Source organism: Micromonospora sp. NPDC048871 (genome assembly GCF_043198155.1).
Classification (GTDB): domain Bacteria; phylum Actinomycetota; class Actinomycetes; order Mycobacteriales; family Micromonosporaceae; genus Micromonospora.
The window spans coordinates 120,380-133,132 of sequence record NZ_JBICUM010000005.1; the positions used below are offsets into that span (position 1 = coordinate 120,380).

Annotated in this window: 12 protein-coding genes; 4 read left to right on the forward strand and 8 right to left on the reverse strand. The window is 68.0% G+C overall.

Annotated elements, in window-relative coordinates:
* Positions 1 to 48: 48 nt before the first annotated feature.
* Both ACGFIK_RS14080 and ACGFIK_RS14085 read left to right on the forward strand, forming a co-directional pair.
* Entirely contained in the window at positions 49 to 1,398 is a 1,350-nt protein-coding gene (locus ACGFIK_RS14080) for an IS30 family transposase (protein WP_327027157.1), read from the forward strand.
* Positions 1,379 to 1,735 carry an IS3 family transposase gene (locus ACGFIK_RS14085; RefSeq protein WP_327026618.1) on the forward strand — a complete coding sequence of 119 codons (357 nt, stop codon included), beginning with the start codon at positions 1,379 to 1,381 and terminating at the stop codon, positions 1,733 to 1,735. The genes ACGFIK_RS14080 and ACGFIK_RS14085 overlap by 20 nt, the downstream gene beginning before the upstream one ends.
* Positions 1,736 to 1,761: 26 nt before the next feature.
* Here the strand turns inward: ACGFIK_RS14085 and ACGFIK_RS14090 are convergent, their stop codons facing one another.
* The 6 genes from ACGFIK_RS14090 to ACGFIK_RS14115 all read right to left on the reverse strand — a co-directional run bounded on the left by ACGFIK_RS14090 (position 1,762) and on the right by ACGFIK_RS14115 (position 8,241).
* Positions 1,762 to 1,995, reverse strand: coding sequence for an NAD-dependent epimerase/dehydratase family protein (locus ACGFIK_RS14090; RefSeq protein ID WP_327026617.1), 234 nt, complete (start codon positions 1,993 to 1,995; stop codon positions 1,762 to 1,764).
* A gap of 10 nt (positions 1,996 to 2,005) precedes the next feature.
* Positions 2,006 to 2,515: a flavin reductase family protein gene (locus ACGFIK_RS14095; protein WP_327026616.1), complete on the reverse strand. Its 510-nt coding sequence runs from the start codon at positions 2,513 to 2,515 to the stop codon at positions 2,006 to 2,008.
* 380 nt (positions 2,516 to 2,895) lie between these two features.
* Positions 2,896 to 5,325, reverse strand: a complete 2,430-nt coding sequence (gene uvrA, locus ACGFIK_RS14100) for an excinuclease ABC subunit UvrA (RefSeq protein ID WP_327026615.1) — start codon at positions 5,323 to 5,325, stop codon at positions 2,896 to 2,898.
* A 294-nt stretch (positions 5,326 to 5,619) separates the two neighbouring features.
* Positions 5,620 to 6,501, reverse strand: a complete 882-nt coding sequence (rfbA, locus tag ACGFIK_RS14105) for a glucose-1-phosphate thymidylyltransferase RfbA (RefSeq protein ID WP_327026614.1) — start codon at positions 6,499 to 6,501, stop codon at positions 5,620 to 5,622.
* Position 6,502: 1 nt separating this feature from the next.
* Positions 6,503 to 7,615 (reverse strand): DegT/DnrJ/EryC1/StrS family aminotransferase, encoded by a 1,113-nt coding sequence (locus ACGFIK_RS14110; protein ID WP_327026613.1) that lies wholly within the window; start codon positions 7,613 to 7,615, stop codon positions 6,503 to 6,505.
* Entirely contained in the window at positions 7,612 to 8,241 is a 630-nt protein-coding gene (locus tag ACGFIK_RS14115; protein ID WP_327026612.1) for a dTDP-4-dehydrorhamnose 3,5-epimerase family protein, read from the reverse strand. Before ACGFIK_RS14115 ends, ACGFIK_RS14110 begins: the two co-directional genes overlap by 4 nt.
* 163 nt (positions 8,242 to 8,404) lie before the next feature.
* On the opposite strand from ACGFIK_RS14115, the gene ACGFIK_RS14120 reads away from it, so the two are divergent.
* The gene (locus tag ACGFIK_RS14120) at positions 8,405 to 9,298 is read left to right on the forward strand and encodes an NAD(P)-dependent oxidoreductase (RefSeq protein ID WP_327026611.1); all 894 of its coding nucleotides are present in this window, start codon (positions 8,405 to 8,407) and stop codon (positions 9,296 to 9,298) included.
* Positions 9,299 to 9,308: 10 nt separating this feature from the next.
* Here the strand turns inward: ACGFIK_RS14120 and ACGFIK_RS14125 are convergent, their stop codons facing one another.
* Together ACGFIK_RS14125 and ACGFIK_RS14130 are read right to left on the reverse strand one after the other, a co-directional pair.
* Positions 9,309 to 10,520: a class I SAM-dependent methyltransferase gene (locus tag ACGFIK_RS14125; RefSeq protein WP_327026610.1), complete on the reverse strand. Its 1,212-nt coding sequence runs from the start codon at positions 10,518 to 10,520 to the stop codon at positions 9,309 to 9,311.
* Between the two features lie 67 nt (positions 10,521 to 10,587).
* On the reverse strand, positions 10,588 to 11,367 hold the full coding sequence (locus ACGFIK_RS14130; protein ID WP_327026609.1) for a cyclase family protein: 780 nt from the start codon (positions 11,365 to 11,367) through the stop codon (positions 10,588 to 10,590).
* Between the two features lie 164 nt (positions 11,368 to 11,531).
* Between ACGFIK_RS14130 and ACGFIK_RS14135 the strand changes: the two genes are divergently transcribed.
* Positions 11,532 to 12,737 (forward strand): acyl-CoA dehydrogenase family protein, encoded by a 1,206-nt coding sequence (locus tag ACGFIK_RS14135; protein ID WP_327026608.1) that lies wholly within the window; start codon positions 11,532 to 11,534, stop codon positions 12,735 to 12,737.
* Positions 12,738 to 12,753 lie beyond the last annotated feature (16 nt).

A 12,753-nucleotide genomic window follows, 5' to 3' on the forward strand; every position in this document is an offset into this window, starting at 1 on the left:
GAAGGGGCGCGGAGGCAGTGGGCGGCGGACCGGGCGCTGCGGGCGCCGATGCGGTCGCCGGGTCGGCCTGAGCCTTCGCGCGCTGTGCAGCGGCAGTTCTGGCGACTGATCGCGACGGGGGTCACGACGGTCGAGGCCGCGCTTGCTGTTGGCGTGTCGTGGCCAGTTGGATCGCGGTGGTTTCGTCACGCTGGCGGCATGCCACCGATCAGCTTGGACGAGCCTTCGGGCCGCTATCTGTCCTTCGCCGAACGCGAGGAGATCGCGCTGCTGCGGGCGCAGGGCCAGGGCGTGCGGGAGATCGGCCGCAGGATCGGACGCGATGCGGGGACGATCTCGCGTGAGTTGCGGCGTAACGCGGCGACCCGGGCCGGCAAGCAGGAGTATCGGGCCACGGTGGCGCAGTGGAAGGCGCAACAGGCGGCCAAGCGTCCGAAGACCGCCAAGCTGGTGTCCAATCCTCGGCTGCGCGAATACGTGCAGGACCGACTGTCCGGAGCGGTGCGCCGGGCCGGCGGAGAGCTCGTGGCCGGGCCGACGGCTCGGGCCTGGAAGGGACGAAACAACCCCCGCCGGGAAGACCGTCGCTGGGTCACCGCCTGGAGCCCGGAACAGATCAGCAACCGGTTGAAGCTCGACTTCCCGGATGATGAGTCCATGCGCATCTCGCATGAGGCGATCTACCAGTCGCTGTTCATCCAGGGCCGAGGCGCGCTGAAGCGTGAACTGGTCGCGTGTCTGCGCACCGGCCGGGCACTGCGGGTGCCGCGCGCCCGGGCCAGGCAACGCCGCGACGGCATGGTCACCCCCGAAGTGATGATCAGCCCACGGCCGGCCGAGGTCGAGGACCGGGCCGTGCCGGGGCACTGGGAAGGTGACCTGATCATCGGGCTGGACAGGTCCGCGATCGGCACCCTCGTGGAACGAACCACCCGCTTCACCATGCTGCTGCACCTGCCCCGCATGGACGGATGGGGCGCCGAAGCGCGGTCGAAGAACGGCCCGGCCCTGGCCGGGCACGGCGCCGAAGCCGTCCGCGAAGCGATCGCCGCGACGATCACCGCTCTGCCCGAGCAGTTGCGTCGCACGCTCACGTGGGATCGCGGCAAAGAACTCGCCCAGCACGCGAAGCTAACGATCGACACCGGCGTGCAGGTCTACTTCGCCGACCCGCACAGTCCGTGGCAGCGCGGCACTAACGAGAACACCAACGGGCTGCTCCGGCAGTACTTTCCCAAGGGTACGGACCTGGCCCGCTGGAACACCGGCGAACTCGCGGCGGTGGCGGCAACATTGAACAGCCGGCCACGCAAAGCACTCGGGTGGAGAACGCCGGGCGAAGCCCTCAACGACCTGGTACCGTCCACGCAGGACAGTGGTGTTGCAAGGACTGGTTGAAACCGGTAACTACACGTCGTTCCGCTTCTCCGAACGCTTGCAGGACAACGGGATCCTGCCCTCCATGGGCTCCGTCGGCGACTCGTTCGACAACGCCCTGATGGAGAACTTCTGGTCGACGTTGAAGATCGAACTCGTCTACCGCACGTCCTGGCGGACCCGCGACGAAGCCGAGAACGCGATCTTCACCTACATCGACGGGTGGTACAACACCCGCCGAATCCAAAAGGACCTCGGCTGGCGATCACCAGACGAGTACGAAACCGCCTGGCACACCCACCAGGCACGACAGGACGAGGCAACTATCGTTCAGCCTGAGCCCACCGGCGCCAGGTAACCAACCCTCCGGCAAACCGGGGAACCTCACTTCAGCAGTCCCAATGCGTACTGGGCATTTGCGGCGTCGCCGTTACAGGCCGCCGTCGAGGAGCCGTGGTGAAGCGCCGTGCTGCCCGCCGCCGCGTCCTGGGTGCGTGCGGTCCGGCCGGCCCTCGCCGTGACGGAGACGTCGCCCGGAACGTCCGGACTGAGCAGGCGGCGTACGTAGTGCGAGCATATGAAGCCGGTACCGCCGGTTACCAGGGTGCGTTTAGTCATGGCAGAACCTTCAGTCGCTTGATGCCAAGGACCGGAAGGTTCCGGCCGCGCCACCGAAGAGGATCAGTGGGGTGCGGTCCGCGCGCCGTGCACAGTGTTCCACCCGGCCCACTACGATCACGTGATCGCCGGCCACGTGCTCGGCCTGCTGCCGCACCTCGAACCAGGCGATGGCCCCGCCGATGATCGGCGAGCCGCCGGGTGCCGGACGCCAGTCGCATCCGGCGAACCGGTCAACACCGCGGACGGCGAAGCGATCGCACACCGCGCGCTGGTCCGCGCCCAACACGTTGACGCACCAGCGATTCGCCGTGCGTAGCAGCGGCCATGTCGTGCTGGTGACCGCCACGCAGAACGACACCAGCGGCGGATCAAGCGACACGGAGGTGAACGAGCTGATGGACATTCCCGCCGGACGTGCGGGCGTGCCGCTCATGCCGGTCACGACCACGACTCCTGTGGCGAAACTGCTCAGGACAGATCGGTACGCCCGCGTCGCCGGCACGGTGGATGCGGCCATCGGTCCTCCCCACTCGCCGTCTACGAGTTCACCCTGGACGGCGTGGCTAGAGGCTCACTCGGCGCTCTCTGGAGTACCGCGGTCCGGCGGCGGCCGGTCTCCGCTGCCGCAGGCCCTTCCGGAACAGTGCAGCACCGGTCAGCCGCTGGCCAGCGAAGACCAAGCACTGATGAGAGGCGAAGTTGCCCGTTCCCCAAAGGTCGAGTGGTGGAGGGCGGCGATCGGCAGGCCGGTGCGCATGAACGCGTCCCTCGCGACCGGCCGGCACGCCCGTACGTTTGCCGAGTGGGCGGTCGCCCACGTGGACGCCCCCGGTGAACGCCACCGTGCCCGGCCTGGGAATCCGGGCCGGGCACGGTTCATCCGAACGGGGGATCGGGTCAGAGGCGCAGAGAGCGCCGTAAATAGTGGGCGGTGTGACCGTTCCCGGCGGCGATCTGCTCGGGCGTGCCGGTGCCGATCAGCCGGCCGCCGTCGTCGCCGCCCTCCGGCCCCAGGTCAATGATCCAGTCGGCCACCTTGGCCACATCGAGGTTGTGGGTGACGGTGACGACGGTGTGGCCCTTGCTCACCAGGTCGTGCATGACCTTCAGCAGCCGGTCGATGTCGCTGGAGTGCAGCCCTGTGGTCGGCTCGTCGAGCAGATAGAGCGTGTGACGTCCGGCGCGGCGCTGCAGCTCGCTGGAGAGCTTGATCCGCTGGGCCTCGCCACCCGAGAGGGTGTTCGCGGGCTGGCCGATCCGGATGTAACCGAGCCCGACCTCGCGCAGCGTTCGGAGTGGACCGGTGATCGCCGGCTCTCCGATGAAGAACTCTGCGGCCTCGTCAATCGGCATCTCCAGCACTTCGGCGATGGTCTTGCCGCGGTAGCGCGCCCGCAGGGTCTCCTCCTTGTAGCGCTTGCCGAGGCACACCTCGCAGGGGAGGTAGACGTCCGGCAGGAAGTGCATCTCGATCTGCACGGTGCCGTCGCCGGAGCAGGCCTCGCAGCGCCCGCCGGGCGAGTTGAAGGAGAACTGGCCGGGCTTGAAGCCACGCCGCCGTGACTCCTCGGTCGCCGCGAACGCCTTGCGGATGGCGTCGAAGATCCCGGTGTACGTCGCCGGTGTCGACCGGCCTGACCGGCCGATCGGTGACTGGTCTACCCGGATTACCCGGTCGATCAGGGAAAGCCCGTCGATGCCGTCGTGCGGTGCCGGTTCCGGCGCGGTACCGCCCAGAGACCGTTCCGCCGCGCGCCAGAGGGTGTGGTCGACGAGCGTCGACTTCCCAGCCCCCGACACACCGCAGACCGCGACGAAACAGCCGAGCGGGAACGCGACGTCGACGCCCGTGAGGTTGTTGCCGCGGGCGTTGCGGACCACGATCTCCTGCCCGGCGCGGGGTGGCCGGCGCCGCTTGGGCACCGTGATTCCGCGCTCTCCGCTCACGTACCCGCCGGTGAGTGACTTGTGGTCGGTGAGCAGCTCGCTGACCGGCCCGGCGAAGATCAACTGCCCGCCCAGCTCACCCGCACCCGGTCCCATCTCGACGACGTGGTCGGCCGCCTCGATCATGTGGTGGTCGTGCTCGACCACGATCAGGGTATTGCCGTGGTCGCGCAGCCGACGCAGGGTGGCGATCAGTTCCTCGGTGTCCTTGGGGTGCAGCCCGGCCGTCGGCTCGTCCAGCACGTAGAGCAGGCCGAACAGCCGGCTGCCGAACTGGCTCGCCAACCGGATGCGTTGTGCCTCGCCGCCGGAGAGCGTCCGGGCCGGGCGGTCCAGCGTGAGGTAGCCCAGGCCGACGTCCGCGAGCGACCGCAGCCGGTCCACGATCTCGTCTACCGCCTGCGCGATCACCTTGCGGTCCCGGTCGCCGACCACCAGGTTCTCGAAGAACCGGCGGACCGAGCTGACCGGCATCGAGGTGAGCTCGGCGATACCCACGCCGTCGACCTTGACCGCTAGTTGCTCGGGGCGCAGCCGGCCGCCGCCGCAGCCGGGGCACACGACGTCACGCATGAACGCCTGCAGGACCAGGCCGCCGCCCTCGAGCCGGGTGCGTTCGTACCGTTGGTGGATCCAGGGAATGACGCCGAGCAGGACCGAGTCGCCGACCGGAATACTCTCGGCGTGCAGCAGCCGTTGACGCAACTCCTCCGGCAGGGTGCGCCAGGGTGACAGCATGCTGCGGCCCTCGGCCTCCATGAACGCGGCCAGCATCCGGCGTTCCGCGTCGGCGCGGACCGCCTTGCTGAGCTTGCTCTCCGCGGTCTTGTTGGCCGGCGTCTTCCACGGGGCGATCGCACCGTCCGCCAGTGCCCGGCCCTCATCCGGCACGATCAGGTCCTCCTGGACCTCCAGCCGGGTGCCCAGGCCGGTGCAGTCCGGGCACTGGCCGAAGGGCAGATTGAAGGAGAAGGAGCGGCTCGCCAGATCCGGCGTCGCGGTGCTGTGACCGTCGGGGCAAACCAACTGCTCACCGTCGGCGCGCAGCGGCTGGTCGCACACCGTGCAGTGGGCGCGGCCCGCCTGGCCGTAGACCACCCGGACCAGGTCGTAGACCTCGGTGACGGTGCCGACGGTGGAGCGCGGGCTCCGCGACGCGGAGGTCCGCTGGTCGACGGCGACCGCGTTGCACAGGCCCTCGATGCGGTCCACATCAGGCTTGTCCATTTCCGTGATGAACTGCCGCGCGTAGGTGGACATCGACTGCACCTGGCGGCGCTGGGCCTCGGCATACACGGTGTCGAAGGCTAGAGACGATTTACCGGAGCCCGAGACCCCGGTGAAGACGATCAACTGACGGTGCGGCAAATCGAGGTCCACGTTGCGTAGATTGTGGACCCGCGCGCCGCGCACGGTGAGCTGACTCGGAAGCTCTGCCGACTTACTCTCGGGCACAGTTGTGCCCGGGTACGAAACCACTCTGAGGATCCCCTATCGGCTTGTCGCGGGGTGACAGGAGCCGACTGTAACCGAGTCCGCAGCAATGCGGCAACCCTTTCCGGATCTCCCGGATTGTATTTCTCTCCATGAGGGGCTTGATAGCATGAATTCAGATCTGTCAAGTCTTCTGCTTTCCGGCGCGCCATTTAAGAGGCGGGGTTGAATGGGTCCCGGTCAGTGCGCTTCGGCGAGTTCGCGCGCGATCGCCATGACGTACTGGCCGTAGCTGGAGTTGCTCATCCGGGCGCCCAGCGAGTGGCAGGCGGCGGCGTCGATGAAGCCCATCCGCAGCGCCACCTCCTCCACGCAGGCGATCCGCACCCCCTGACGCTGCTCCAGGGTCTGCACGTACTGGCTGGCCAGCATGAGTGAGTCCGGCGTGCCGGTGTCCAGCCAGGCGAACCCGCGGCCCAGATCCACGAGCGTCGCGGTGCCGCGCTCGATGTAGGTCTGGTTGATGTCGGTGATCTCCAGTTCGCCCCGGGCCGACGGCCGGAGGTTTTTCGCGATGTCGACCACCGTGTTGTCGTAGAGATAAAGGCCGGTGATCGCCCGGTTGGATCGGGGACGGGCCGGCTTCTCCTCGATCGATATCAGCCGGCCGTCGGCGTCGATCTCGCCGACACCGTACCGTTCGGGGTCGGTGACCGGGTAACCGAACAATACGCATCCGCGCACCTCGCGGGTACGTGCCGCGAGCACCTCGGAGAACGCCGGCCCGTGAAAGATGTTGTCGCCGAGCACCAGGGCCGCGTCGTCGTCGCCGATGTGGTCGGCCCCGATGATGAAGGCCTCCGCCAGGCCGTTGGGCTCGGCCTGGCCGGCGTAGCCCACCTGGAGCCCCAGGTGGGCGCCGTCGCCGAGGAGCCGGCGGAACTGCGGCAGGTCGGCCGGGGTGGAGATGACCAGGATGTCCCGGATCCCGGCGAGCATGAGAACCGACAGCGGGTAGTAGATCATCGGCTTGTCGCCGACCGGCAGAAGCTGCTTGGAGATGGCCAACGTGATCGGGTGTAGTCGGGTGCCGGAGCCGCCGGCCAGGATGATGCCCTTCACGTCACCACCCCGAGTCGACCGTGTCGGCGATGTACTCGCGCTGGTCGTCCGAAACCCACCAGCCGACCGGGATGCAGACCAAGCGCTTGTCAACCACGTCCAGGGCGGGCAGCTGGTCGACGTAGTCGCGTACACAGGTGTGCACGTCGTTGCGCATGTGCACCTGGCTCACCATCACGCCCGCCGCGTCCATCCGCTTGATGAACGCGTCCCGGTCGTCCACCTGCAGTGGATAGATCCAGAACGAGGACTGCCGGTCCGGGGCGCGCTGGGTGAGCGTCAACCCGGGTACGCCCGCGAGCCGGCTGTCGTAGTACGCGGCGTTATCTCGGTGCCGCCGCAGCACCTCGTCGGAGTGCGAGAGATTGGCGAGGCCGATCGCCGCGTTGATGTCGCTCATGTGGAACTTGTAGCCCCACTCCTGGACGTCGGGCGGGTTTCGAAGCCGGTCCGGACCCTCTCGGTCGATGCCGAACCACCGCAGCAGCTTGGCCCGGCGGTGCAGTTCCTCGTTCGGCAGTACGATCAGGCCGCCGTCGCCGCAGGTCAGATGCTTGATGGCCTGGAAGCTGAAGACCGAGATGTTGCCGTGATTGCCGAGCGGGACGTCTCGGTAGGTGGCGCCCCAGGCGTGCGCGCAGTCCTCGATCACCATCGGCCGGTGGCCGTGGATCGCTTCGGCCCGGTCGAGGATCCCGCGCAGCCGGTCCAGGTCCACCGGGTAACCGGCGAAGTGCACGATCATGATTGCCCGGGTGTTCGCGGTGATCTTTCGGGCCAGGTCGTCCAAATCGACGTTCAGCGTGGCCGGGTCGACGTCGACCCACCGGATGTCCAGGCCGTTGGCCAGAATCGTCCAGTTGGTGGCCTCCATGGTCAGTGGCGTGGAGAGAACCTCACCGCCGGGGGTCGATCCCGTGACCAGACGCAGCGCCAGATGCAGACCCGCAGTCGCGCTGTTCAGCGTCGCTACGTGCGGGTTGCCGATCCGATCGGCCAGCTCGCGCTCGAACTGCTCGACCTTCGCGCCTTGGCCGATCTGTCCGCTCGCCACGACAGCGGCGATGGCGTCCGGGGCCTGCGCCGACATCGGTACCCGGAACAGCGGAATCATCGCAGCGCTTCCCGGCCGCCGCCGGCCCGCAGCCGGCGCGCCTCGCCGAGCGCCAAACATTCGGCATACGTGGGCAGCATCCCCAGGTCGAGGGCCTGCCGCAGGGTCGGCGCGGCCCGGTCCTTGTCAGACAAGATCGGTTCGCCATGCTGCGGCCACGGCAGGGACAGGGCCGGGTCGAACGGATTGATCTGGAACGAGGCTGCCGGGCTGTAGATGCTGGAGCACAGGTAGACCACGGTGGCCTCGTCACCGAGCGGAGCAAATCCGTGGACCAACCCCTCGGCCAGGTAGAGCGCTTCGCGCCGTTCGTCGTCCAGCCGCACCGGGACGTGGTCGCCGAACGTCGGGGAACCGATGCGGGTGTCGACGACAATGTCGACGATCGCTCCGCGCACGCACGTGGCGTACCGGGCCTGGCCCGGCGGTATCGCGACGCCGTGCAGGCCGCGGACCGTGCCGAGGCGCGACGATGAGCAGTTGACCTGAGCCACCTCCAACGGATGGCCGATCGTCTCCTCGAAATCCGGTTGGTTGAATATCTCGAGAAAGACGCCTCGGCTATCCGGAAAGATCTGTGGTCGGATGAGATAAGCACCCTCCAAACCCAACGGCTCAATCCGCATTGGATCTCCTCCCATATCCGATATTGGTCCACGCTATCGACGCGAGCTAGTAGGTCGGTCGAAGCGGGCTAGGGGTTGATCGGCGTTGCTTGTCGGAAACACATCAACTCAGTACGGTCGGAGCGCAGGAACTCCGGAATTACCTATGCCCCTGGGAGTCGATATGCCGCGCGTTGCCGTGATTGGCGCGACAGGTTGTGTGGGCCGGCAGATTTGCGCGACATTCTCCGCTGCCGGGCACGACATTCTCGCCGTCGCACGGAAGGCTGGTGTTCCGCACGCCGCCGGCCTCGAGTTCGTCGAGCTGGATGTCGCCGCCACCGACGCCGCGACCATCGGGGTGCTGTTCGCCGAGCGGCACGTCGATGTCGTGGTCAACGCGGCTGGCCGGTGGGGTCCGACGCGGGCGGAAATGGTGCACTCGCACCTGGGCGTGGTCCAGCGTCTGGTCGAAGCGGTTGCGCTGATGGAGCGGGCGCCCCGCCTTGTGCACATCGGTTCGGTGCACGAGTATGGCCCGCTGCCTGTCGGGACGTCCCTCGACGAGTCCGCCGTACCGCGGCCGCGCACCGCCTACGCGCAGATCAAGCTGGCCTGCTCGACGGCCGTGATGGCCCTCGGCGGCGTCGTGCTGCGCGCCACCAACATGTACGGCCCGCACCCGCCGGAGGAGACCTTCTTCGCCGTTCTCCTCCTGCGGCTGCGGGCTGCTATGGACACCGACGAGATCGTAGAGCTGTCCGTCGCCGACGCGCGACGAGACTTCGTCGATGTTCGGGACGTCGCGAGCGCAGCCCTGGCCGCCGCCTCGGCGTCGCTGTCCGGATGTGCGATCAACATCGGCAGCGGCCGAGCCGCCGACATGCGGGACCTGGTCACGTCGTTCGTGGCCGAGGCCCGGTTCCCGACAGAGCGGTTGCGAATTGCCCAGCGGGAGGTTCCGAGTCACGGCGGTGAATGGATCCAGGTGGACATCCGTGCGGCCCGGCAACTGATGGACTGGCGTCCCCGTTTCACGGTCCAGGAATCGTTGAGCGCCATGTGGCATGCGGCCTGAGCGGACGCCGTCAGGTGATTCGTACGTCCGGAACGTAGGTGATCCAGCGACCGCCGGCTTTGTGGAATGCCTCTTCCTTGACCTGGATCTCCTCCGCGTGGTTCCACGCGAACAGCACCGCGAAGTCGGGCCGGGTCTCGGCCAGTTCGGACGCCGGCCGAACGGGAATGTGCGACCCAGGCATGAGCCGGCCGTGCTTGGCCGGCGTCGTGTCGTAGACGACGTCCACCAGGTCTGGACCGATGCCGCAGTAGTTGGTGACCGTGGCGCTCTTCGCGGTGGCGCCATATCCGGCCACCCGCTTGCCCTCCGCGCGCAGCTTGCGCAGCAACTCCACCAGTTCGCCGCAGATCCGCTTCACGTCCGCGCCGAAACGCTCGAAGGTCGCCGGATCGGTGAGACCGCGGTCGCGTTCCTCGTCGGCCAGCGCGTCCACCGCCGGGCTGACCGGCCGCGCGCCGGTCCGGGCGATGGTGTACCGCACCTCACCACCGTGTACTGGCAGCCGTCGTACGTCCACCAGTTCGAAGCCGAAGCGGCGGGCGGCGGTGCGTACCGAGTTGACCGAGAAGAGGAAGAAGTGCTCGTCGTAGATCTGGTCGAACGTGTTGAGTTCGATGATGTCGCCCAGATACGGGTCCTCGAACACGAACACGCCCTCAGGCGCCAGCAAAGCCTCCACACCTCGGAAGATCGAGTCCAGGTAGGGGATGTGGCAGATGGTATTCGCCGCGAAGATGACGTCGGCAGGCCCGTCCGACTCGCGGATCCGGACCGCCGAAGACTCCTCGAAGTAGTCCGTCAGCACCCGTATCCCGTCGGCTCGGGCCAGTTCGGCGACCCCGAGGGACGGCTCAAAGCCCAGGTGTCTGATGCCCGCCTCGCGAAACGTCCGCAGCATCACACCGTCGTTGCAGCCGATCTCGACGATGAACGGATCCGTACCGGTCAGTTCGGTGTCGAGGAAGTCACGCGCGGTCTGCTCAAAATGTTCACGCATGCGCGCCGAGCCCGACGAATGGTACGGGTAGTCCGCGTGGAACATGCGGTCGCGCGGCACCTCGTCCAGAAGCTGGACCATGGAACAGTCCTCGCAGACGCCGACGGCGAGCCGGAAGAAGAACTCGTTGGATACCTCGTCAGCGCGCAAAAAGGTATCGGACAGGGGTTGGCGTCCGAAGTCGAAGAACTCGCTAACGGCTCCGCCGCAGATACGACACATGTGCTCTCCTCGTGGTCGGGCTGAATCTCACGCTGCTCGCCGTCCAGTGACGATCTCCGCCGGGGCGTCAGTCATCGACCATCGCCACCGCCCTCGCCCATCCTGCGCCGCCCCCGGTGATCTTGACTGGGAAGCACGCCACCCGGAACCCGTGCGGGCCCGGCAGCGCGTCGAGGTTGGCCAACCGTTCGATCTGGCAGTACTCCCGGTCCCGGCCGGCGAAATGCGCGGGCCAGAGCACCGAGCGGTCGTTCGTCCGGCGGTACCGCGCGAGGATGTCGCCGAACGGTGCGTCCAGGCTGAACGCGTCCGTGCCAATCACCCGCACGCCCAGATCCAGCAGCAGGTGCACGGCCGGGCCGTCCAGGCCGACGAAGTCGGTGAAGTACTCCCGCGTACCCGCCCGACGCGGCGCGCCGGTATGAAGCAGGACGATGTCCAGCGGCTCAGGCCGGTGACCGATCCGGGCGAATTCCTTGTTGAGCTCGTCGGCGCCCACCGCGCCGGTGCCGTGGCCGGTCAGGTCCAGCACCACGGCTGGGCGGAAGAACCAGTCCAGCGGCATCTCGTCGATGTGCCGGGGGGTCCCGGTGCCATAGGAAGCTCGCGAACCGTAGTGCGACGGCGCATCCACGTGCGTACCGGTATGGGTGGTCAACGTCATCCGGTCCAGCGACAGGAACTCGCCGTCCGGCAACTCGTCCGGGTCGAACTCGACGCCGAAATGCTCGCGCATCTCCGCGCTCATGTGCGCAGCACCCTCGCGTGGGGTGAGCACCTCGTGCCCGACCGGGTCAGGTTCGAACGACGAGGCGTCCACCGGTGAGGACAAATCGATGAATCGCATAGCCACCTCCGGCTACCGGCAACGTCCAGATGGTCGGCCGCTCGGCTCGAAAAGCGGCGGAGCTTCGCTCCAGCGCGACGGCGTGGCAGCGGCTTTCGAGCCGAACTCGAACGACCCGGGACACCATCGGTGCGGAACCAGCCCGATTGGAGGCGGCGCAAGCCATGTCGACAGAGACCGCACGTCACCGCGTGACGGGAGACCTCGTCCAGCCGGTGACCCAGCAGGGTGCCGACCTGCTCGACCTGCTGTCCGCGCACGTACCGCATCTCCAGGCAGGCGCGGCGGCGAACGATCGCAGCGGCACGTTCCCGGCCGAGGTGTTCGAGAACCTGCGCAAGGACGGCGTTCTCGGCGCGACCGTGCCGGTGGAGCTCGGCGGCCTTGGCGTCGATTCCCTGCACGACGTCGCGCTCGCGTTGCGCGAGGTGGCGGAGGCCGACGCCTCCTCGGCCCTCGCGCTGCATATGCAGCTCAGCCGCGGCCTGACCCTCAGCTACGAGTGGCGGCACGGCTCGCCGGCGGCGCGATCGCTCGCCGAACGGCTGCTGCGCCCGATGGGTTCCGGCGAGGCCGTCGTATGCACGACGGTGAAGGACGCCGTCGCGCATCGCAGCGTCAGCACGCTGACTCCCCAGCCGGACGGCACGTGGTTGCTCCAGGGGCGCAAGATGCTGGCCAGCATGGCCCCCATCGCGACGGTGTTCGTCATCTCCGCGCAGGCGGCCGTCGGCGGGGGCGTGCCGGCGCAAGCCGCCGCGGTCGTCGCCCGCGACGCCGCCGGCCTGACCGTGCTGGACAGCTGGAACGGCCTCGGTATGCGGGCGTCCGGCAGCGTGGACGTGGTGATGGACGGATGCGTGGTCAAGGAGGAGGACATCTTCTTTCGTGGACCCGTAGGCCAGCACGACGACGCGGCGCTCGCCGGCCAGACGGTCAGCTCGATCACGATGCTCGGCATTTACATCGGGATCGCCCGCGCGGCACGCGAACTCGCTGTCGAGACGGTTCGCCGGCGCGGCGCCGGGCAGGCGGGCGCGCGCACCCTCGTGGCCGAGGTGGATGCGCGGCTACAGGCGATGCGGGCCACCGTCAGCGTTGCCCTGTCAGTGGCCGACGCACCGGCGACCGGGGACGCGGGTGACCGTGGCCGCCGACTGATGACGTCCTTTCAGCGGGCAAAGCTGTTCGTGAACCGTGTCGCCCCGGAGGTCGTGGGCGACTGTCTCACGTTGATCGGCGGGGCGTCGTACGACGCGGGGCATCCGATGTCCCGGCTCTACCGGGACGTCCGGGCGGGCTCGTTCATGCACCCGTACACCTACGCGGACGCGGTCGACTTCCTGAGCTCTCAGGCGCTCGACTACTGACAAGGAGACAAACCGG